We start from the raw sequence: 21,508 nt of genomic DNA, 5'->3' as shown, positions 1-21,508 counted from the left end.
AACATGACACAACAGATTAACGCCTTAACACAACCCCTGAAATCGGACTTGCTTTTTGAATTAATGGTTAGTCCAGCCCGTATGGCCGTATTGGAAACTGTCATTGAGATGGAACTGACGGATATACTGGATAAAATTCATGATCCCAAAGTTATTGCCGAAAAATTGGAAGTGGAGACTGATGAAACCAATCTTATTTACTTTCTAGACGCCATGACGGCCTTGGGATTTGCTGAAAAAAGAAATGGAACATACACCAATACGCCTTTTTCAAAATCTTTCTTGCTGAAAAAAAGCCCAACTTATCTTGGAGGTATGGTCAAAAACATTTCCCGCATGCAACACCATAACCTTCTTCGTATCCCGGCCTTAATACTTCAAGGTCCTCCGGAAATTAAAAATAAGAATAAATTAGACAGTGAAGAAAAGTGGAAAAATTCCGTTCGCCATTTAGCCTGCTATCAAAAAGCAGATATGGCAAAAAGAACGTCCGCCTTAATTTCATCTCTGCCGGAATACCCGAGCATGCGACGCATGCTGGACCTCGGCTGCGGCCCCGGCATCATGTGCATGGCAGTAGTTTCAAACCATCCTTTTATGGAAGGAACCCTGTGCGATATGCCTCCAATTATGGAGGTTGCACGCGAAGAAATAACTGCAGCAGGGCTTGAATCGCGAATAACCACGATTCCCGGAGACTATAATGAAGTTAATTTCGGTACAGGTTACGATCTGATATGGGCCAGCCAAACTCTTTATTATGCGAAAGATCTTGAATCCATGTTCTCACGCATACATAACGCCCTCAATCCGGGAGGAGTCTTCATCAGCCTCCACGAAGGGCTCACCTGCGAACGGACCCAACCACCGGATATTGTCTTGTCCCGTCTTTCTCTTGCCCTCGAAGGACAAGATGTTTCCTTTGAACAGGGAGAGATCGCTTCATATTTACCTGGAGCTGGATTCGCTACAGTAGAAACCAAAACTATGAACATGCCTTTGGGCCCGGCGGAATTGGTCATTGCCCGTAAAAATAGATAAAAATATGAAAATATTACTATTGATAGCACTATTCATCTCCTTTACCGGACCAGCTCAGTGCAAGGACCTACCCTCCCTGATATTTTCAGGACCGCCTATTGCTGAAACTGTTCCCCTTATTGCCATGTCTCAACAGGAGAGGGCATGGGAACAGGCTTTTGAAGTAAAATTCATACCATGGCATTCACCCGACATGCTTCGGGCCATGATCGTAGGCAGGCAAATAGACGCAGCAATAATCACGACTGCTGCTGCCAGCACCTTGCTCAACAGGGGGATTCATGGACGAATAGCTCTGCTCTATGAATCTCCGGTTTGGATTGTATCAGTAAGGTCTGGTCCTGACACACTGGAGTCTCTTGAAGGAACACTGCTGTTCCCATTCGGCCCGGGGGAAATGCCGGAACTTTTCTTCAAAGCCACCACAGGTAACAAAGCTAACAACCTATCAATTAGGCACACGAGCGGAGCCTTGGAAGCTGTTAATCTTTTACTCGCCGGTAAGGGTGACCATGCAATGCTCAGTGAGCCGACTGTATCCGTAGCGATGTCACGGTCCATAGCTAAACATGCCAAAGGCGCTCCGTTATTGGTTAGACGGGTAAGCATGTGTAAGGCTTGGTCGCGAGCTTTCCCGGGTCATAGCTTGGCGGCAACTAGCATGACTTTTTTCGGAGAAAAGTCTGACAGCTCTGAACTAATACAAAACTTTCGCAAAGCTCATAAACAGGCATGTAAATGGGTACGTGAAAATCCATCCAAAGCTCTAGCCCTTACGCAACAGAAATTCCCTGCCCTTGCAGCGCAACTAAATTCAGGGGCAGTTAAAGAAATCAACATTCACACTTTAAGTGGCAAAAAAGCGCAAGACAATGCTTTATTCTTTCTAGCCAGAATCAATGACATATCACCTGCCGCTATCGGAGGAACCATGCCGAAAAGTGATCTGTTTGAGGTTGGTCAATGATTGAATCACGTATTGATAAGCTGCCCCCTTATGTTTTCAATCTTCTCGGGCTTATGATGCTCCTTTTAGGCTGGGAAGTACTTGCCCGTAATTACTCGGGACTGGTGGTGGCGGCGCCTGTAGAAACTTTAGCCGCATTATTTAAGCTGTTAGGGAATAAAACATTCCTGATTATGCATCTGGTTCCTACTCTAAAACGTATCATTTTGGCTCTGGTGATTGGAATTGGCAGTGGAGCTGTTCTGGGCGTTCTGGCTGGTTTGATGGAACCTTTACGGCTGATGCTCGCGCCAATCCGTTGGATTCTTACAAGCATCCCAGCCATAATTGTTGTGGTTGTTTTTATGCTTTGGTTCGGCATGGGAACAACTATGGTGGTGAGCATTACTTCTACCATGATAGCTCCTATCGTATACGTAAACGTGGCCGACAGCATGAGGAGCGTAGACAGCAGTCTTATGGAAATGGCTAAAGTCTACCGCATGCCATTACATATGCGTTTGACTAGAATTTACGCCATGGCTTTAGCAAGTCCGCTTTTATCCTCAGTGGTTATAGCCACGGGCAACTGCATCCGGCTGGTAGTACTAGCTGAAATGTTCGGAACCAATGAAGGTATCGGGCACGCTTTGGCCATATCCCGCACCAATCTTCAGACAGATGATCTCTATGCACTGACAATATTAGCAATGCTGGTAATAGGAGGGGTTGAAGTTCTTCTTCTGCGTCCTGCTCGCAAAGCGATAGAAAGGAGGCAGACATGAACTCCATTATTAAATTAACAGATATCCATAAAAAATTCGGAAATTACACAATTCTTTCGGGATTTAACTTGGACGTTAAGCATGGAGAAGTTTTGGCGCTACTCGGCCCCAGCGGTATCGGAAAATCTACCATACTACGCATAATAGCCGGTCTGGAAAAAACAGATTCCGGAAGCGTAGAGATAGGAACATCTCACATAGGATACGTATTCCAAGAAGCGCGCCTGCTGCCTTGGGATACAACGTTAAATAACGTTGCTCTGCCGCTACGAGCCTTAGGAGTAGAGAAACATGAAGCGTTAGACCGCTCACGCTATTTCCTTAAATGTATGGAACTTTCTAAATTCGAAGGAATGCTTCCCCATCAACTCTCAGGAGGCATGTGCCAACGTGTTTCAATTGCCAGAGCCCTTGCGATCAATCCAAAGATTTTACTATTGGACGAACCTTTCACAGGCTTAGACAAAAAACTCAAGAACACTATGCGGTCTCTTTTAGAATCTTCCTTAGATACTAACCAGACAGCCGTAATACAAGTGACACATGATCATTCTGAACTTTTGGATAGAACAAACAGAACTCTTCACTTAACCCGTAAAGCCGATGAAGAAGTTTTAAACTGATACCTAAAAAAGATTAGACAAGGATAAACAACACGGTTAAAGCATAGTTGACAGATGCTATACTCCTGTCTTTTGCAAACATCTCGGATGAAACTTTTTCAACATCTTTAGCTTTGAGCCTAATAAGCTGAACTTTGCCTATCTTTGAGCATATCCAGTTTCTATAAAGTGCTGATTCAGCTCTGAGAGATCCGACAGACTTATAGTTTTGCGTTGGCCAGTAACTTTGTTCCCAGAAATCAGAGAAGGTAATAAACGCTTTTTATTTTGTTTTTATCTCTTCTTGTTCTTGCAGGTATTTATTCTGGTCTTTTTTCCGTTTTGCCGAAAGCGAGAAGTCGCCTTTACCCGTTTTGTAAGCTTCTTTGAGTTTTGATAATTTTGATAATTGATATTGATAGTCAAGGTCTGGACTCTAGTGTTTGCGAAAACCATTGTTTTGTATAATTTGCATTAAATATGTCTGATCAGTTCACTTAACCCATGGTCTCGAACTTTATAAAATCCACCAAAATATGATGGATGGTACATGCGAATAGTTTTTGTGGGCAATGTATCCGAACTTACTCTTGCTATTGCTCTGGTAGGAAAGTCAGTCGTTATAGGGGTAAATTGAACGTTTTTAAAGTGGTGCCGGATATCCTTGTCTCGATGCGGACCAGTTAAAAAGATGACAATATCTGGGGTGAACAGATTCACTTCTGCTGCTATCACCGAAAATGTCTTTCGTTCAATATTACGAACTTCGGCATCAACTCCTGTTTTGCCTAGTGGTCTCCCTATTTTGTTGATGTTATTCCAGCTAAAATATATTGATTTTTTCCGAGGTATTTTTTCTGTTAGTTGCTTTTTGAAGTATCTGAAAGCTTTCCAGAATGAACTGCGCCCATATCCTTTATAAAATTCTTGTTGGCAGAAAAATTTATTATATATAGTCATAATGTCGACTGGGGGGGGAAGTAGTTCATCCCCCCACCCCTTAGTTTCTTGTCCGAAAATCATTACTCTTAAATCGGCTTGTGCTAGTAATGTTTCGTTAAACGATAATAGAAATGGATTGGTATATTGGTTCACGCTGAGGGCTAGTAGTTTTTGTTGTAAATGTAGCCAGTGGGTTTTATACAAATTTTCGAGTTCTTTGTTGATAGACATAACAAGTCCTTAGAGCTACCGCGAAGTCTTAAGAAGTTTAATATTTTACTATCCTATTATTAACCAAACAAAAAGACCAGCCCCACAACAGGACTGGCCTTCGTAATCTAAAACTAATCGATCAGTCAAAATACGTTACAATTCCGGCAATAAACTCACTGCGCGCTGCTTCTCGCTTCGTTGAGCATGACAGTATACGTCTGCTGTCATCTTCATTGAAGCATGCCCTAGAAGGGCACTTAAACTATACCCCATGCCTTTTTATTTTTCAGAATCGTTTCAGATATTGGCAATTTGTATTTCGTACATGGATTCAAAGTCGCGCGCAATGACTCGATGAGAAAGGGTTTAGCTAAGCCTTCAGGAATGTTTTCGCAAAGACTTCCACAAAGGGTTCGCACCATAGGCGGGTATGCTTTCGCAAACTGAACAAGTCTTTTCAATTCGTCTTTTGTAAGGTCTTCCATCCTTTTACCGACAGCAGCAATAATTTCGTCCGGTGTACAATCCTGAGCTTTCTTGATGAACCTTAGAGCTTCGAGAAGCTCTATCAGTGGGATGTCTTCTTTATCTATTGATGAAACATAGCTGCGCACGAATTGGACTTGCAGTTTCCCCACAGTTTACTTTTTTCTGGGAGTGATACTCGCAATGGTCAGGGTGTTAGGAACCTGCGTGGCTATCTGGAGCTTGAAATATACTGACTGCCCGGTGAGGATTCCGGTGATTTTGTCGCCTTTGCGTGTCAGGAAAGAAATCAGTTCCTCATCAGAAGGGCTGATTTGTCCAAAAAAGGGTTTGCATTCTATTGAATGCAAACCCTTAACGAACTCATGAAAACAGTAAAAATTATTTTGGGTTCATCATTTTTTTTAGTTTTATTTCTTCAACTAAGCCGTCCTGAAATGAATTGACGGTTTATTGTTTTCTATAGAGCTGTGGGGGCCCTCACAGCCCTGTTCGTGTGTTTGGTTACAAGTTTTGTGCATTTCTGCAACAGCATGGGTTTGGTCGCAAAACTGCACACTTGTAGAGATTGTTCAATTGCTTGGTTAATCTATTCAACTGATCGCAATATTAAATATAAACTACAGCTAACATATTAAATAACAACAATAGTATCAAGTATATATACTGTTCTTATCGTTTGCTGGCCCATTCAAATAAAGCTAGCAGCCCACCTAGCTGAAAAGCAGTACCAGCACCAAAAGCTTCCAAAATGGATTCTTCATCGTCAAAATGCTCGAGAGTTAATACAATACCTCTTACAGAATCTGTAAGAGCCTTCTCAAGCAGGAATAGTAACATATCTGTCATTTTTATTTGAGGATGTTGTCTGCGAACCTGTGCAATAGCAAGCTCTTTCATATCCTGTATGTAAATCCGTACAAAATCCTCATACCGTGTACCTTCTGCATGAGCCAAAAGAATTACAGTCTTACGTCTATTCTTGATCCAGAAATGAAGCAATTCACCGGCCCTATTCTCCATATAGTCACGGCAGGGATCAATTCCTTGAGACTGCTCGAATTCACCTATTCTGTTCCGGGTCAATCGCAAAAACTTATCAACAAACTCTTCAGTTATAACAGCCTCGAAAAGCTCTTTTTTGCTTGAATAATATTTGTATATATTCCCTGTTGCAACTCCTGCTTTTTTTGCAATAGCTGCTATCGTTGCCCTTTTAAAACCTGATTTTGCGAACTGCGATTCAGCTGCTAATAAAATATTTTTTCGGACTGACTCTTTGAGAATCTGAACCATTACCCAACCTCCTTGACGGCAAAAAAAGAATATGAGACCTTTTCATAAAAATGAATATGTCATTCTCTTTTAAGGAAATCAAACTTTTAGTTTTAACACACTACAAATATTAATTTTTTTAAAACATACGGACGAATTATGAAAGAAAAACTTATATCTATTCCACTCCAAGAATGTGAAATTATCCATAATATGTACGATGCTCCAGTTACATTTGTTACAATTTTCGAGGGACAACCTCCGTCTGACTTTCTACAAAACCGAGCCTCTCAGGTTCTAGCGGCTAATCCCTGGCTGGCATCAAGGCTGAGCAATGAAAACCAAATATCTAAGCCTTGTTTCTATCATCCTGTGAAACCTGAGCTCTCACCATTTTATGAGCAGGCGTCTGTAACAGATATCTGCAAATCCGGAACCTCTGTTGACTCCATTCTGGCAGAAACCTATACAGAACGTCTATCGCCTGCCATGTTAAAACTTTTCACTAAGCATGGATTCAACAGTTTGAACAAGGATGAGCCGCTTTGTAAAATCAGATTGTGCACAGGAAGTGACAATCGATTTATGGTGTTATTCTCCATGAGCCACATCCTTGGAGACGGATTCACCGCCTACAGGATTTATAGTATGTTGAATCCATCTGAGCCTGTTGCATCAATGATTCCTCAACGAATAAGATCGTTCCAACGTATAGTAGATAATACAGGTGGCACTTTCGGGAGTATATGGTTCCCAAAACAAGAAAGCCGAAGTTCCAACAGCAAGCTTGATTGGATGCTCGATTCTAAAGCAATATGGAGCACAAAAGAATCCAGAGAAAAAGTAGGCCTGACACATGGCGAAGAGCAGGACATACTGTCAAACGATGTTACTTTTAACGGTGGCATATTTCAGATTAACACGAAGTGGGTGGCAGAACAAAAAAAGATATTCAAAGGGGACAGCAAAGTTCCGTGGATATCAACCAACGATATCATAACTTCATGGTTTCTGAAAAAAAGCAAAGCTGACATGGGAGCGATGGCAATAAATACACGCAACCGCACTCCCGAACTTGGAATGCTCCATGCTGGCAACTATCAGATCGGCTTTCTACTCACCCCAGATGAGTACTCAAGCCCGTGTGCAATAAGGGAATCAATTGCAACATTCTCCGCCTCCACCAAACCAAACAGCTCACCGGGTTTGAACAACAAGCTTGCTCTTATAAGCAGTTGGACACAACGTTATGCAGACCTCAATTTTGGAACAGATTATCGTCTACTCATTCACATACCTCTGTGCCCTGAAGAACTGAGTCCTCCAGTTATGATGGATTCGGTTATGATTCTATTCTGCTCAGGTAACGGAAGCCTGTCAGCGGCTATTAAATCTACTAACATTAAAGCTTTTCTAGACCAGACAGCATTAGGTAATTCTATACTTGGATAATAGGCATAGCCATCAATCCTGATAAGGCGGCAAGTACGATGAACGATCATGAACAGGTGCGGACAGATACTGCCCGTACGATAAGGGGCGTGCTATGGAAAAGGAGACTAAATGATGCATAGCAGGACCATCAACGATTGCTTCACTCTCCACTTTATATTAATAGTTACATATAGAAGATATTTATAAAGATAATCATTTAATAAAGTTGATTACCACTAACACTTAAAGATCTTCTTACAAAACCATTATAACAGGAGAAATTATGATAGCCCAAATATTTGCAATAATCTTAGCAGTAATCTTGTATGCTGCTCCTGCAAAGGCGTGTACGGATTTTGTAATCAAAGCCAAGGATGACACTGTTATGACTGGTCGTAGCATGGACTTTGCTATCAGCGATCAGGCAAAAGCAACAGTATACCCCAGAGGCAAAAAATGGATCTCAAAGTCTCCCAACAAAGCCAAAGGACTACAGTGGAAGCAGCGTTATGGTTTTGTAGGTTTTTCAATTTTAGGACTGACCGCCTCTACAGACGGCATGAACGAAAAAGGACTTACTGCAAAAGCTCTTTGGCTTCCTTCCGTTGGCTATCAAACCGTACCTAAAGGTTCGGAGTCACGCGCGCTGGAAGTAACTCTGGTCCCTGATTGGATTCTGGGTAATTTCAGCACCATTGAAGAAGTAAAAAAGAATCTCCCCAAAGTGCTGGTCTGGGCAGATAGCCTAAAAGAGCTAGATGGTAAGCCAGTCCTGCATATTGCTGTGCACGACGCAAATGGGAATAGTATTGTAGCCGAATGGATTGATGGGAAGTTAAACATATATGACAATCCGATTGGCGTTATGACGAATGAACCGCCTTTCCCCATGCAGCTTGCCAATTTACGTAATTACGTAAACCTATCACCATGGATACAAAAAGATCTTGAACTCAATGAAGTTAAAATTTCAGGGTCCGGAAATGGATCAGGCATACTTGGATTACCTGGAGACTGCACTCCACCTTCGCGTTTCGTAAGAACTGCGGTACTAAAAGAATTCGCATATCAACCTGCAAATGCTGACGAGGCTATCATTTTCGCCCGCCACTTACTTGAACAGGTTACAGTTATGGAAGGAATTAGTAGAAAGAAAACTCTCAATGGAGAGTTGGCTGACTACACTCAGTGGATAACAATTGAAGATCAGACTAACCGAGTAGTCTACTTTGCTGACTATGACGACCAGACCTTAAAGGCCATTGATCTAAAAAAACTTGATTTTACCAGATCAGATTATAAAGCCATTCCCGTATCAGAGCCGACAGGGCTGGCTATCAAAGAAGTAACTCCGCGCTAGCTTCCATACCTATACAACTATCTAAAATCAATAGGTCGGCTAAAAAGTAGCTGGCCTGTTGATTTACTTTATCTGAAATTTTTTCGAAGAATTAAAGCAACTACCGCCAGCCCCATAAGTAGCCATTCAAGAGAAAAAGTGAATTGGGATTAAGAACACGCCCACCTCCTTGATACACCAATTGCCACCGAGGCGGTAATTTTTCCTAACGTGATCTTGCCACACTTTCTATTATAGCAGAAAATCCGTATCCCAATCTATACAACGATCTCCAAATCGATCTAAAAAAAGTTTCGTATCTTCAGCAATGATTGACCCAAATTCACGCCTAATCTCTTTAGAAATCTCTTTAACAGGTTGTACGTAAGGATTCTTTTTCCATACTTGATAAGTATTAGCCCATGTTGGTATCATCACTTTCCGCAAGATTTTATCGCCCCATCCATCATTAACAAATCGCTTACGCTCTTCGGCAGGTAAGGCGAACCAATCTTTGTGGCAACAACATAAGGCTAGCCTGTGCTCACTTAAACCTAAATCTAAAAGGAGGTCGTCAGGATCGGTATATGCCACTTCACATTTATCATTAAGGTCTGAAAACATTGTATTACCAGCGTAATCAAGAAAAAAAGAAATATTTTGAGAATTAAACTTAATATTAATACTATTAAACATCAGACAATGATTAACTCCAGAATAACAGAGTCTCTGGTATATAGGGTGAAAGTAATCTGACTGAGCCCCAATCACGGATAAAAGCTTAGGCATACCAATATTAATTGTATCAGGCATAAACTCAGCAGCATCAAATACCTCCCATTTCGGAAATTGGGTGCTACATTCAAATCCTTGTTGATAGTATAACCTTAGCCTTGCAAAAAAGGCTATCGTCCGCTCTGGTTTTGGTGGTTTGATATTAGTATCATCGTAAGACAAAGAATCTGCGTTAAAATTGTCTATTTCAGAAAAATCAATATATATTTTTTTCTTCCAAATAGGAGAAACCAAAGCAAACTGTTCTTCATTACTTACAATAGAATTACTATGCGTCAGCGATGATTTTAGAGAAGATATCGGATCTCGCACAAATTGAATAAAAGTTTCATCCTTAAATAGGTGAGAAATAGAACCAGCTTTCCATGCTCTATGCCCATGATCATTGTACCCGAACTGTATACCACCTTTATTGAATCTTTCATTGGAAATAACCAAATAATCTTCCAAACCCTTCATTGTTCCATACTTATCTGAAACTAAAAAGCTAGGCGCATGCAGATGGGGATGGAGAGATAAAAAATTTGGGATAAACGCGGCTCCTGCACGACCAGAGGGAGAAATATAAAAGGAATACTTATTATTACAACTAGCCAAATCTCTATGCAAAGGAGCGGATAAGCATCTGTATTGTTCTGCATTGGCTGCTTCATACCAAGCCAGTAAATCGGGTTCTCCTATGTTTAATAAATCGGCAGCAACCAACTGTTTTTGAGCTAAATTAAATTTTCCACTTACAATTAGCTCTTTTGCCAGCTTGAAATGTTCATTCCAAGTATGGCTTCCTGAAAAAAAAGGAGCGGTGTCTCCCTGAAAATGATTTTCCGGACTCTTTTTCAGGTTAGAATCGTTATCGCCTTGACTTAAGTGGTCAACAAGAACTTCATACCTTCTTTTGTGTTCTTTTGCTTCGGAAATAAACTTATTATTTTTACTGGTAAGATCTTGAATTGTATTTAAATGACCACGCACAACATGTAAAAAGTTCCGTTCATTATTTTTATTTTTCCTAATCTGCTCAGCTAAATCTTTTTTCAAAGTACGCAATACCAAAGTTGTAGATTCAGGAACAGAGGGTGTAGGTAGTTGTCCATATACTTTCAGTTGATCAATAATATTTCCAGCTATTTCATCTTTTGAAAAATTCTCCATAGACCATGTATGTATTAGTACAGAGTCGCTCCCTTTTTCTCTGTCTATCTTTTTCTCTAGTAAAACATTTTCTACAGAAACAATGGCATCAAAAAAATTATATTTTAAACCTCTAATATTTCGGCTGCTACTCTCTGCCGCAGAAACAATCACAACTCCATTTTGGGCACATAATATTTTAATGATGCACGAAAGATGCTCCTCAAAAGACACACTACATGTAGTCTGCATTTCAGTTTCAATTAAAAGAACAACATAGAGCCCATATCTTATTAAAGACTTTTTAAGAACCTCAGCAACAGCTTGTCCTTCAGGACAAGAGGAACTAACCCACACAACCACACCAGCAGAATTATTCATAATTTCGATATTTGGTAGATTCTGTTCTCCCAATTTTACCTCTCCTGAGCACTCGCTAAGTAATTATTTACCTAGTAGTTTAAAGCCAAAATTTAATACAAGCCACACTGGTGAATTACCAATTCTGCCAGCATTCTTACATCATCAAGGTGATCGTTATTATTAATTATAAGATCAGGATTCAAGGGAAATTCTGCTTTCAAATCCATACCCGGCAGATTTTCCGCATATCCAGATTTCACATGCTTATAAAGCCCCTTGGGGTCTCTTTTCTGCAATATGGTCAAATCTGCCTTGATAAGGACTTCAAAATAATCTGGAAAATTGTTTCTATTCCAGTTATGAATATCATGGTAAAGGGACATTGTTGCAACGATGACCACCAGCCCCTGCCTTGCAGCCATATTGGCAAATCGGCTTATCCTGTATGCATTAAGGATCCTGCTTTCAGGGTCATGCCCGCAATTATGGTCGGCCATAGCTTCACGAAAAAGATCTCCATCAAGGAGAAGGGAGATAATTCCCTTTTCTTTGAGGAGTTCCTGCATATTTCTCGCTATGGTTGACTTCCCAGACGCGGAAAGACCAGTCAACCAGATTACTTTTCCTAAATTACTCATATTATCCTACTTGCGTCTGGCAAGCCATGCCCGCGTCTGGTAATGGGCATTAATATAGGGAATTTTATTGGTTTCTTTTTCAATGTAATCCATAAATTTTTTGAACTGTTCTTCTCCGGCTTGAACTCTGATATCATTAACAGAATTCCAAAGTCCGATATATCTTTCCTGATTTTGTTGCTCAACATGAAAACCTTCCAGATAAACTACATCCTCAAACTCATCGCACCCAGAGAGTCGGGAATGTAAGTTATCACAAAATTCGGACCGCCCGGAAGATTTACGTTTAAGTTTCGGCAGAAGTTTATGCAGATATTCTTCAACGTCCTTAGTGAAAGGATCTCTTTCCACTGCCCGAGTATTCCACAAAGCAAGAAAATAGCCTCCAGGCCTAAGTAGCCTTGCGAACTCTGCAACAGCTTTATTAAAGTCAGGCCAATGAAAAGATGAAGCCATTGTAACTAGTGCACAACAACCATTTTCAAGTCCTGTTTCTTCCGCGGAGCCATTAATGTATGAAATATTAGTATCTTTGCAGTCTTCTATTCCGTGTATGCGCATATCATCATTAGGTTCAACAGCTGTAACTTCAAGCCCTTTGCCTGCAAGCATTCGACTGAAAATTCCTGTTCCGGCACCGACATCTACTACTTTTATAGCTTTTACCTTGGGAAAACTGCAAGAGACAGTTTTCCCGATAAGATCAACAACCATATCAGAATACCCAGGTCTGTATTTACTATAATTTTCAGCCAGACCGGAAAAATCACCATGTTTCATTGTCATCTCCTGAAAAATTAACTTCTATATGCGGCTACTTCCGCCAGTCATGACTCCATTCATCATTCCACGCCAGAACATCCTCATATGCTCTGATATCCTGCATCGAATCAGCTTCAACCCAACCGCCATGAACAGGAATAGCACCAATTTGGACTCCCTTATCAAGAAGCAATCTTAGTAAGGCAGTCATATCAAGTTTATCCACCCGCTCTTGCCCCAACTCCGAAAGCTGTCCATCAACAACATCCCAGCCGCGCGGAGTGAAATAGAGTAGTCCCATGTACTGCCCTTTTATTTCATCAATATTGTCAGCCCGTCCCCCTATTTCAAGAAGGAGGCCTTCACTCTCCTTGAAAATTTCGGCATCACTTAGCGGATTATTAAATCGCAACTTCCAGAGGTATTCCCAATGTATATCATAGGTTATGCCGATATCACAATCACATTCGCAAATCGCCCGAATATGTTCGGGACGATAAACAATGTCCGAATAAGAGACGATACAAGGCTCATCTTTCAGCCATGATGAAGCCTTACGCAGAGTTTCAACCATGTTGGATTCAGCCCAGCGTGGATTATCTATAGTGATAAAATCACCTTTCAACTTCCCTGCAAGATAACCGCGAACAACCATAATCTGGTCTACGCTAGCTTTTTTCAATGCATCAAGTTGCCAATGCAAAAGAGGCCGTCCCATTAATTCAATAAGACATTTAGGTTTGTTAGTGGTTTCATTTTTCATTCGCGAACCGCGACCTGCTGCGAGAATAATTGCCTTCATTTAATTATCCTTTACCGGAATTATTCAAAAAAATTTCTAAAAATGGAAAGATCAGATTTCGCAAATACATCTTCCCTTTCTGGATGCCACATGATCCCGGCCAGCCTATGCTTAGTCGAAAACACTCCCTCAACCAGCCCGGAAGAATCCAACGCCAAAGGCTGTAAACAATAGGACAATCCCTCCACCTCTATTGCATTGGTATGATAAGAATTAACTCTTTGCTTCTCCATGTTCCACAAAGGATTTTTTTCAAAAAAAACAAAATGTCGTTTGGCAACATGTTCATCCTTTGCGCAGGTAACAAACTTCCCGCCAAAATGAGCATACAGCATCTGAAGACCTCGGCAGACTCCGATTATAGGAATATCTCGTTTCAGAGCCAATGAGATTAATGCCGTCTCGCTTTCGTCTCTTTGTGGATTTATTCCCATACTTTCACCGCCTGTCAATATCAACCCGTTTAATCCAAGGGAGTCCACGGTCCTAACTACACTATCTCCAATATTGGGAAGCGCAACCCAAGTACTACCAGGTAGAGCCATTCCCAGAAAATCATACCAAGAGGTTGCCAGTCCATCTCTTTGTTCATTATAATTACAGGCATCACTACGCCGCATGCTTAAACCAATACGTAAATTTTCAAACATGATCTTAGCTCAAGTCCGCGCCCGAAGAAGCTGGACTTAAAGTTTGTTGTCCGGCATCAAGCGTGCATTTTTGTGCAGAAGAGATCTTATCAAACAATAATTCTCCACATCCGATGGCGGCCGGGAGACCATATTCCGCACAGCGTATCGCCATATGTGAATTGGTTCCTCCATATTTGGTCACCAGACCGGCGATGGATCGAGTAAAGATCCAATCATAACCAGGATCGGCACTTTCAATACACACAACACACCCGTCTAAATCCTGACTTTCCACATAATTCGTATTAACCTTGACTACAGGGGCTTCTACTTTGTTAGTCGTAATGAAATTGGGGGTACATCTATGTTGGGGAACAATATATACATCTTTTGACGACCTAATCAAATAACTGAGCTTAAATGAGTTAGCCAACTCGTACTGATGTTTGCCCTTATCAACCAGAGCGATAAAATGCTCGCGAATATTGCCATCCAACTGAGAAAATAAACTGTCGGTAATTTCTGAAATATTAAGAAAAGAAATCTCATGTTTATCAAGACCAATCAGCTCTCCCCAATAGGAAATCCCTTCAAGAGCGTTGGAAAGGTTACGAGTGAAGACAAACTTGCCATATTCACGCCCCGCAATCGCCTTACCTGCATAATCCATGAATTGATCTGCATTTACGGCAGTAATGCCGGATTCGGAAAAAATTTTATTTATGGTATCTCTTTCTTTTTGGCTTAGATGAAATTTTTGGCAGAGATGATTATTATTATGTATATCTGGGACATCTAAAAAAAGATCTCTACGATCAAGATATCTTGGTGAAAGAATGTCATATGTGCCCGGGCGTAGATGCCCATATTTTTCCAAAAAAACATCTTTGCCCAATTTTCCGGCACAGACTAGTCTAAAATTTTTACTCATTTCACCGGACACAGTCTCAATAGACCTCTTAAAAATATTGACGCGCTCTTTAGAAAGACCTTTTTTACGAATAATAGCTCTCAGAAAAGTTTCGGCGATGAATCCATGTCTCGCAATTATTGAAAACGGCAGGGTTCCAAATTTAGAACAATCTTCAAGCAGTTGCTTGACTATAGCCAGCACTTCAAAAACACTATTACTACGATCAATGTCAGGGTATTTTTTTTGGGTGGCGACAAGCGTTGCGATTCTATTATATGCACTCTGCAAAGTCCCACCGGGGAGGAGATTCTCGTTAGTTAGAGAAAGAAGTTTTTGTTTATAAGATTCAAATTCTTCAGTACTTAATAGTTTGGGGTATCGGGTTTTAAAATCTTCTTCAAAACAGGGATCGTAAATAGTAGTGGCAACTTCAAATTCAACCTTATCATGATACTGTGGATTTCGATCCAGATAATCCAACCAAGCGTTAATTATCTTTTCCGCGGTAACGGAGTTCAATCCTTCTGGGAGAAAAGAATTAAAACTATTTCGGATATCAATATACGGTCTGCCCGCCACAAGAATCATCAATTCTTCGGGAGGCATTTTTCGGTATCCCATTTCTTCACGCGCTCTGCTCCAGTTCTTCCGGGTTATGATTTCCCTATAAAGTGAAGCTGCCAAAGGACGAGGCGTAATACCTATTATTTCTGCTGGGTTCCAGTCCGGCATGACTCCAAGAATCGATTTTTCACCAAAAAGTCCTGCACGTTTCTTTAAATATCGAGAGACAAACTGTTCGACAAATGCAATTTTATCCGAAACAATATTCTCAACATCTGGCTTCCAATGCTGGCAGGTACAAATCCTACGAACCTGAAAAAGATGCATCACTTGTTTTTTATCAATGGCAAATTCAATATCAAGAGGCACTCCGGAAAATACAGACTCGAGTTTACGCACAAGATTCATCATTGCACGCACTCGTGAAGAATCAAAATCTTTCTTCTCTACGCCCTTATAAATATATATAGTCTTACTAACACCAGTTCCACCGGTTATAGAGTCAGTCTTTCCGGATTCGTCATCATAGTTAATAACATAGTATGGAGAACCATCCTGAAGGCAGCGGGTCATGATAACCCCACTTACTCCGATGTTCTTTACCATCGACTGAATAAGAACTTGATCATTACTGGAGCCATTATAAGAGGCAAAAACAGTTTCTACCGCCGCACGTAACTCGGATTTGCACTTGGGATTAATATTCATAATGGATTTGAACGCCCCTGCCTGCGAGGTCTTACTATTGTCCTCAGCTAAAGAACTGCTACGAACTATTGTGAGTTCTCCATCGCCGGGGAAAGCATGCTGAATAGCCTCAATAGTCGAATTGGAATTATTATCCCATTCTGCAAGACTGAAATAATACAGTGAAGGAATATTAAATCCCGCTTTCTTCAACACTTCCAATGTTTCGGCTTTTGTTCCAAATTCACAGCTCATCTTCGGCTCCATGGTTGCATCTGAGGGAAAAGTCAATATTCTAGTCCACAACATCAAACCTAGCAAACAATATGCCATAAAAAGGTGACCTTGCTACGTAATTGTAGATACAAGGTTAAGTCACCATCCTGATTTTCACAAGAGAAGCAGATGACCAACCCCAAACGTCAAATTTATGATCCAGAGTTTAAGCGCAACACACTTATTTTCAAATATTATTCAATTAGTTATCTTCAAAAACAGTGGACGACACCATTCTATTTCTCATTTTAGATTTGGTTGCGCAAATTTAAGTTTTTCGAACTAAATCGAACAGAAAATGGGCATAAGAAACCCCGCTTTTACGGAAAATGCGGGGTTAGTCAGCAATCTGAGGTTATATCGAAAGATATAACCTCTTTTTAGACTCAATGTAGATTAGGCTCTTGCGTGTATGGTCTAAGCGCCTTCAGCAAGAGTTGAGCCCGGACCAGCCAATGGCCGGAACGATTTTTTAGTAGCCCCGCAATGCGGACACTTCCAATCGTCAGGAATCTCAGTGAAAGCTGTTCCGGGAGCGGTGCCGGTTTTCGGCTCTCCTTTGTCTGGATCGTAAATGTAACCGCAGTTGCTTACTTGGCATTGATACATATCTTTAGGATTAGCCATAATTTCCTCCTGCAATGACAGTGTGTTATGGGGTTTAGCGAGTCAGTTCGTGTTTTTAGAATAGCATAAATTAAACAAGGTGGGTATTTTTTTCATTAAACAGGAATGCATTATGGATGAGTAATGGTGAAATAAAATTTAGAAGAGGAATATTTGCGGTTCAACGGGGTGGTGATTTTGAGAGTCATTAAAATAAAAAACAGCCCCTCCGAAGGTAGAGCTGGCTAAGCCATTTAATTGTGCTGAGCTTGACTATACTTTCGATTGATACTGGCGAGCCTTTTCGTGGCTTAGCCACCCCTCATGGGTGAGATTCAGTCGGTATGGACCATGGAGTTGATGCCCGGTTCGTAGAACACATCCGTCTTCCAAGTGACGTTGGACTTGATAGTCCGGGCAGGGTTGCCAGCGGCAAGTGAAAAAGGTGGCACCTCACCGCAGAGCACGGCGCGCGCTCCCAAAATTGAACCACGACCCATAACTGCGCCCTTGAGCAGCAATGCCTGAAACCCGATCCAGACATTGTTTGCAATCTTAATGTCACGCCCGTAGTTGAGTCGCTTTCCTGTCTCTACATCCACAACGGAGTGTGCATCCCCGGTCCATGCATGCATTCCAGAGCTGATAAGGCAGTCCTCACCGATTATAATTTTGGTCCCCACCTCGAAGCATATCATCTCTGCCTCGACGATGGTGGTCCTGGCGCCCAAAGCCATGAGGCACCCGCCATGGACAAGCCGAAGAAGCCCTGCCTCCATGCATACATCACTTCCTATGAACAGCCGGTGCCTATCGCCGCGAAGAATGATACGAACATCGCCCAGACGGGCGCTGGGATGTATCTGAACAACATTGTCATTTCCGATTATGTCTATGGAGGTGTTCGCCACGCTGGAGACGTCGTATTCAACAGTGTTGCGTTCACCATGAATCGAATCCGCTGGTTTCGTAGCGACAGGAGCATTTCTGGAGGAAGGATGTTTCATGCGATTGGGTCTTTGGATCTCTTTCACGGTTTCTGGAAGCTAGCATGGGGGCTCTACGTATCCGTGCTACGTGCAGACGGAGGATTACGTGCGTGCAACTGCCCATTAGGATGAATTGAGTTGCTACACGATAACACCTATAACTTGCGCCTTTTATTTGTCAAGTAGAGCAATCCTGTAGCCGGCTGCGGCGCCCTCACCAGCTCCTTTCATTGACATGAGCTACAACGCAAAAACACAGTAAATTTTGACAAACGGTTGACCTATCGGTTCACCAAACGAAAAAAGGACCATTCAGTATTTACGACTAAACGGTCCTTTTCTTGGAAATTTTAATGGCGGAACTGAAGAGAATTGAACTCTTGGCCTCTTGAATGATATGCCTAATTCTGACTAATTATCTATTTAACTAATTGAATTAATTTATTAACTGAAACACATTTTGGGACTTTTCCGGAATTTCCGATGGAGGAGGTTTACCGGATATTTTACACTAGAAGATAAAATGTAAATTACGACACCGTTTCTGACAGTTAAATGTCTTGTGTAAATAAATTCTATTTGACTGATTAGTTTATATTCTTATAATTAAATGTCATCATTTTAATAAATTAAACTCTTAAAATTATTTATGAAAACTATTATCTTAATCCCACCATCTGAAGGCAAAGCTGATGGAGGAAATAATAACTCTTTAAAGTCTGTAGCAGGTATTACTGCTGACTTAATTGAAGCGATTAAAGAAGCTGATCCTAAAAAGCTATATGGCCTCAAGGGAAAAGCACTCGAAAAAGCAATTATTGTAAATAAGGAAGTCTTAATCTCAAAAACAATGCCAGCAATTGAACGATATACAGGTGTTGTTTATGACGCTATTGATTATCAAACTTTGAAAAATAAATCTGACTTTGATAAAAAAGTGTTAATCGTCTCAGGGTTATTTGGTCTTGTCAGCCCTAATGATTTGATTCCTAATTATCGTTTGAAAATTGATAAATTAAAGGCTGCCAAGTTATGGAAGAATTCCAATTCAGAGAAATTAAGAGATAAATTTGTTATTGATTTATTACCGCAAGCACATAAGAAAGCGGTGAAATATGACAATGGAATTGAGGTTGAATTTGTCCTGAAAAAAGAAGGCAAAAAAATGCCAGCAGGTCACCAAGGTAAACATATTAAAGGTCAATTTGTCAGGTGGCTTATTGAAAATAATATCACTGATCCTAAGCATTTTAAAGATTTTAAGGAAGAAGGCTATAAGTGGACTGGTGAATTTTTCTTAAAGGAAATTTAGTCTTGGCAACTGACGAAGCAAAATTGGTTGAAAACACAATCATAATTCCCTATTCTTGCTCCGATATTAATGAAATTTAAGATATTTTACGCAACGTATCTGCTCTCTCAATCTGCGGTCCTGAGTAGCGTAAGAGCGTTATTAGGGAAGGTTACAGCGGATTTTATTCTTATGCTCAGGAGCGTGAGGAGATGCGTGTGGTTGGTTTGTTGTCGGCGTTGTAACATATTCTGATTGATTAGCTTTAAATAACGAGTGCTAGTCCTGTTAGATGACTGGCCTTTACTTGCTGTAGAAAAGTGTAATGGCAAGGATTGATTAAAAGCTTACCTTAAAGTGCTTTTCTATTTTAAGCTCACAGCCACCAGTGTCTTTGTAATAAGATACACCATTTTTCTTTATGTTTAAGAAATGTACCTTCTTGGTTAAGCAGATCAACTGTTTGACCGTAAGGCGGGAATTAACAATTAAAATCTGAAGCTATCGCAGGAACAGCCAAAAGCAACATTAAACAAATAGTGAGTATTCTTTTTCATGTGATAATTATTGCTTTTTTCAAAATTATTGTAGAGATTTAACCCGTTCAAGTTCTGTTTTTATATAGTCGAAAACTTCTTTTGTTTTATCCCCATAAGTTCGAATAGCGGCCATATCGAGTCTTACATCCAGCCATTGCAAAGTTATCCTGTCACTGCCGTTATGGATATGTGGCATAACCCCGGCAAAAGAAAATCCTATTTTTTCAAATTCTTCAACAAAAAACTCCAGATGAATACGTTCTTCCTCACCTAGTATTCCTGAAAAGTGAGTCACAGCATTTGAGGTAGCCTCTTCAACTGCCAGTTGCAAATGATAATTGCTAGTTTCGTCAAAGCAAAGAAGTCGCCCCTCCTGCGCGGCGCATTGAACAGCTGAACGAATCATTATCCTATGAACAGGGATGCTCAGTTGAGCTAGAAATAGTTTTGGTGGTGAAATGATATCGGTCAAAATATTTTCGTTTCGATTTAGCTGCCTATAGAAAGCTTCACCGCCTCAGTTCTTCTTTTAAGTGATTAAAATGAAATTACTATCAATAAATCAGGATGTTAGGACTATTTCTAACAACAGATCTATCATTTGTCATCTATAGAGCAGTTCATGGTGCATGCCACTTCTATATAAAGTAACCCATTACCAAACCAATCAACTAATGCGAAATAATCTGGCTGAGGAAAGTCGCTGTGCGATCAAACTGTGGATTTTCGAAAAATTCCTCAGGCGTGTTCTGTTCAACTATTTCTCCGGCATCCATGAATATTACGCGGTCTGCCACTGTGCGGGCGAAGCCCATTTCGTGGGTTACACAGATCATGGTCATGCCTGAGCTGGCCAGGTCGACCATAACGTCCAGAACTTCCTTAATCATTTCAGGGTCGAGAGCAGAGGTAGGCTCATCAAAAAGCATTGCCTTCGGGTTCATGCACAGGCAGCGGGCAATTGCAACACGCTGCTGCTGTCCACCGGAACACTGTCCGGGGTACTTTTGGGCAAGATGTTCAATCTTAACGCGTTTGAGATATTCGTATGCTTGTTCTTCAGCTTCCTTGAACGGCTTTTTGAGTAGCCAGATAGGTGAAACAGTCAGGTTCTCCAGCACGGTCATATGCGGGAAGAGGTTAAAGTTCTGGAAGAGCATGCCGACATCGCGGCGAACCTGATCGATGCGTTTAACATCGTTGTTCAGTTCTACGCCGTTAACAATGATCTGTCCTTGCTGGTGGGTTTCCAGTCTATTGATGCAGCGTATCAGTGTAGATTTACCGGAACCGGACGGACCACAGATAACAACTTTTTCGCCTTTTGCAACGGATAGGTTTACGTCTTTAAGTACGTGGAAGTCTCCGTACCATTTGTTGATATTGGAGAGTTGAATAATCGGGGCTTCGTCGGTGACAATATTTTTTTCTTGTGTGCTCATAGTTAATCCAATCGT

At 41.0% G+C, this 21,508-nt stretch carries 21 protein-coding genes; 7 read left to right on the top strand and 14 right to left on the bottom strand.

Going from position 1 to position 21,508, the window contains the following annotated elements:
- The first annotated feature begins 3 nt into the window (after positions 1-3).
- The 4 genes from H589_RS20330 to H589_RS19265 are packed head-to-tail and all read left to right on the top strand — an operon-like array spanning position 4 to position 3,395.
- Complete coding sequence (locus tag H589_RS20330) at positions 4-1,041, top strand: class I SAM-dependent methyltransferase (protein ID WP_051249652.1); 1,038 nt, start codon at positions 4-6, stop codon at positions 1,039-1,041.
- Between the two features lie 4 nt (positions 1,042-1,045).
- The gene (locus H589_RS0105970; protein WP_156891660.1) at positions 1,046-2,008 is read left to right on the top strand and encodes a substrate-binding domain-containing protein; all 963 of its coding nucleotides are present in this window, start codon (positions 1,046-1,048) and stop codon (positions 2,006-2,008) included.
- Positions 2,005-2,772, top strand: coding sequence for an ABC transporter permease (locus H589_RS0105965; protein WP_051249651.1), 768 nt, complete (start codon positions 2,005-2,007; stop codon positions 2,770-2,772). Before H589_RS0105970 ends, H589_RS0105965 begins: the two co-directional genes overlap by 4 nt.
- Complete coding sequence (locus H589_RS19265) at positions 2,769-3,395, top strand: ABC transporter ATP-binding protein (RefSeq protein WP_051249650.1); 627 nt, start codon at positions 2,769-2,771, stop codon at positions 3,393-3,395. Before H589_RS0105965 ends, H589_RS19265 begins: the two co-directional genes overlap by 4 nt.
- Positions 3,396-3,848: 453 nt before the next feature.
- Here H589_RS19265 and H589_RS0105955 read toward each other — a convergent pair whose 3' ends face one another.
- The 4 genes from H589_RS0105955 to H589_RS20325 form a co-directional block, all read right to left on the bottom strand.
- Complete coding sequence (locus H589_RS0105955; RefSeq protein ID WP_027721183.1) at positions 3,849-4,547, bottom strand: hypothetical protein; 699 nt, start codon at positions 4,545-4,547, stop codon at positions 3,849-3,851.
- Positions 4,548-4,786: 239 nt separating this feature from the next.
- Entirely contained in the window at positions 4,787-5,167 is a 381-nt protein-coding gene (locus tag H589_RS0105950) for a hypothetical protein (RefSeq protein ID WP_027721182.1), read from the bottom strand.
- A 3-nt stretch (positions 5,168-5,170) separates the two neighbouring features.
- The gene (locus H589_RS0105945) at positions 5,171-5,365 is read right to left on the bottom strand and encodes a hypothetical protein (protein ID WP_027721181.1); all 195 of its coding nucleotides are present in this window, start codon (positions 5,363-5,365) and stop codon (positions 5,171-5,173) included.
- Positions 5,366-5,687: 322 nt separating this feature from the next.
- Positions 5,688-6,311 (bottom strand): TetR/AcrR family transcriptional regulator, encoded by a 624-nt coding sequence (locus H589_RS20325; RefSeq protein WP_051249649.1) that lies wholly within the window; start codon positions 6,309-6,311, stop codon positions 5,688-5,690.
- A 138-nt stretch (positions 6,312-6,449) separates the two neighbouring features.
- Between H589_RS20325 and H589_RS0105935 the strand changes: the two genes are divergently transcribed.
- Positions 6,450-7,742, top strand: a complete 1,293-nt coding sequence (locus H589_RS0105935; RefSeq protein ID WP_027721180.1) for a hypothetical protein — start codon at positions 6,450-6,452, stop codon at positions 7,740-7,742.
- A gap of 265 nt (positions 7,743-8,007) precedes the next feature.
- On the top strand, positions 8,008-9,084 hold the full coding sequence (locus H589_RS19255) for a linear amide C-N hydrolase (protein WP_051249648.1): 1,077 nt from the start codon (positions 8,008-8,010) through the stop codon (positions 9,082-9,084).
- Between the two features lie 231 nt (positions 9,085-9,315).
- On the opposite strand, the gene H589_RS0105925 is transcribed toward H589_RS19255, so the two are convergent.
- The 8 genes from H589_RS0105925 to H589_RS20895 form a co-directional block, all read right to left on the bottom strand.
- The gene (locus H589_RS0105925; protein WP_027721179.1) at positions 9,316-11,403 is read right to left on the bottom strand and encodes a hypothetical protein; all 2,088 of its coding nucleotides are present in this window, start codon (positions 11,401-11,403) and stop codon (positions 9,316-9,318) included.
- Between the two features lie 59 nt (positions 11,404-11,462).
- Positions 11,463-11,990: an adenylyl-sulfate kinase gene (locus tag H589_RS19250; RefSeq protein WP_035075165.1), complete on the bottom strand. Its 528-nt coding sequence runs from the start codon at positions 11,988-11,990 to the stop codon at positions 11,463-11,465.
- Between the two features lie 6 nt (positions 11,991-11,996).
- Positions 11,997-12,770, bottom strand: coding sequence for a class I SAM-dependent methyltransferase (locus H589_RS0105915; protein ID WP_027721178.1), 774 nt, complete (start codon positions 12,768-12,770; stop codon positions 11,997-11,999).
- A 34-nt stretch (positions 12,771-12,804) separates the two neighbouring features.
- Complete coding sequence (locus H589_RS0105910) at positions 12,805-13,554, bottom strand: phosphocholine cytidylyltransferase family protein (RefSeq protein ID WP_027721177.1); 750 nt, start codon at positions 13,552-13,554, stop codon at positions 12,805-12,807.
- 20 nt (positions 13,555-13,574) lie between these two features.
- The gene (locus H589_RS19245; protein ID WP_169433108.1) at positions 13,575-14,174 is read right to left on the bottom strand and encodes a gamma-glutamyl-gamma-aminobutyrate hydrolase family protein; all 600 of its coding nucleotides are present in this window, start codon (positions 14,172-14,174) and stop codon (positions 13,575-13,577) included.
- 34 nt (positions 14,175-14,208) lie between these two features.
- Positions 14,209-16,605 (bottom strand): PEP/pyruvate-binding domain-containing protein, encoded by a 2,397-nt coding sequence (locus tag H589_RS0105900; RefSeq protein ID WP_035075162.1) that lies wholly within the window; start codon positions 16,603-16,605, stop codon positions 14,209-14,211.
- A gap of 438 nt (positions 16,606-17,043) precedes the next feature.
- Complete coding sequence (locus H589_RS0105895) at positions 17,044-17,253, bottom strand: rubredoxin (RefSeq protein WP_027721175.1); 210 nt, start codon at positions 17,251-17,253, stop codon at positions 17,044-17,046.
- Positions 17,254-17,567: 314 nt separating this feature from the next.
- Positions 17,568-17,930, bottom strand: coding sequence for an acyltransferase (locus H589_RS20895; RefSeq protein WP_169433107.1), 363 nt, complete (start codon positions 17,928-17,930; stop codon positions 17,568-17,570).
- A gap of 940 nt (positions 17,931-18,870) precedes the next feature.
- Here H589_RS20895 and H589_RS20315 point away from each other — a divergent pair.
- Entirely contained in the window at positions 18,871-19,533 is a 663-nt protein-coding gene (locus tag H589_RS20315; RefSeq protein WP_051249645.1) for a YaaA family protein, read from the top strand.
- 561 nt (positions 19,534-20,094) lie between these two features.
- On the opposite strand, the gene H589_RS0105880 is transcribed toward H589_RS20315, so the two are convergent.
- Both H589_RS0105880 and H589_RS0105875 read right to left on the bottom strand, forming a co-directional pair.
- Positions 20,095-20,457 (bottom strand): hypothetical protein, encoded by a 363-nt coding sequence (locus H589_RS0105880; protein WP_027721174.1) that lies wholly within the window; start codon positions 20,455-20,457, stop codon positions 20,095-20,097.
- A gap of 265 nt (positions 20,458-20,722) precedes the next feature.
- Entirely contained in the window at positions 20,723-21,493 is a 771-nt protein-coding gene (locus H589_RS0105875; protein ID WP_051249644.1) for an amino acid ABC transporter ATP-binding protein, read from the bottom strand.
- Positions 21,494-21,508 lie beyond the last annotated feature (15 nt).

It is taken from the genome of Maridesulfovibrio zosterae DSM 11974 (genome assembly GCF_000425265.1).
GTDB classification, from domain to species: Bacteria; Desulfobacterota; Desulfovibrionia; order Desulfovibrionales; family Desulfovibrionaceae; genus Maridesulfovibrio; species Maridesulfovibrio zosterae.
Note: the sequence above shows the minus strand (reverse complement) of the source record. Positions and strands in the feature narration are given on the sequence as shown.

Bases quoted from the DNA above. Each gene is read 5' to 3' on its own strand.
- H589_RS20330 (WP_051249652.1), top strand. From the start codon at position 4: ATGACACAACAGATTAACGCCTTAACACAACCCCTGAAATCGGACTTG.
- H589_RS0105970 (WP_156891660.1), top strand. From the start codon at position 1,046: ATGAAAATATTACTATTGATAGCACTATTCATCTCCTTTACCGGACCA.
- H589_RS0105965 (WP_051249651.1), top strand. From the start codon at position 2,005: ATGATTGAATCACGTATTGATAAGCTGCCCCCTTATGTTTTCAATCTT.
- H589_RS19265 (WP_051249650.1), top strand. From the start codon at position 2,769: ATGAACTCCATTATTAAATTAACAGATATCCATAAAAAATTCGGAAAT.
- H589_RS0105955 (WP_027721183.1), bottom strand. From the start codon at position 4,547: ATGTCTATCAACAAAGAACTCGAAAATTTGTATAAAACCCACTGGCTA.
- H589_RS20325 (WP_051249649.1), bottom strand. From the start codon at position 6,311: ATGGTTCAGATTCTCAAAGAGTCAGTCCGAAAAAATATTTTATTAGCA.
- H589_RS0105935 (WP_027721180.1), top strand. From the start codon at position 6,450: ATGAAAGAAAAACTTATATCTATTCCACTCCAAGAATGTGAAATTATC.
- H589_RS19255 (WP_051249648.1), top strand. From the start codon at position 8,008: ATGATAGCCCAAATATTTGCAATAATCTTAGCAGTAATCTTGTATGCT.
- H589_RS19250 (WP_035075165.1), bottom strand. From the start codon at position 11,990: ATGAGTAATTTAGGAAAAGTAATCTGGTTGACTGGTCTTTCCGCGTCT.
- H589_RS0105915 (WP_027721178.1), bottom strand. From the start codon at position 12,770: ATGAAACATGGTGATTTTTCCGGTCTGGCTGAAAATTATAGTAAATAC.
- H589_RS0105910 (WP_027721177.1), bottom strand. From the start codon at position 13,554: ATGAAGGCAATTATTCTCGCAGCAGGTCGCGGTTCGCGAATGAAAAAT.
- H589_RS19245 (WP_169433108.1), bottom strand. From the start codon at position 14,174: ATGCGGCGTAGTGATGCCTGTAATTATAATGAACAAAGAGATGGACTG.
- H589_RS0105900 (WP_035075162.1), bottom strand. From the start codon at position 16,605: ATGAGCTGTGAATTTGGAACAAAAGCCGAAACATTGGAAGTGTTGAAG.
- H589_RS0105895 (WP_027721175.1), bottom strand. From the start codon at position 17,253: ATGGCTAATCCTAAAGATATGTATCAATGCCAAGTAAGCAACTGCGGT.
- H589_RS20895 (WP_169433107.1), bottom strand. From the start codon at position 17,930: ATGATATGCTTCGAGGTGGGGACCAAAATTATAATCGGTGAGGACTGC.
- H589_RS20315 (WP_051249645.1), top strand. From the start codon at position 18,871: ATGAAAACTATTATCTTAATCCCACCATCTGAAGGCAAAGCTGATGGA.
- H589_RS0105880 (WP_027721174.1), bottom strand. From the start codon at position 20,457: ATGATTCGTTCAGCTGTTCAATGCGCCGCGCAGGAGGGGCGACTTCTT.
- H589_RS0105875 (WP_051249644.1), bottom strand. From the start codon at position 21,493: ATGAGCACACAAGAAAAAAATATTGTCACCGACGAAGCCCCGATTATT.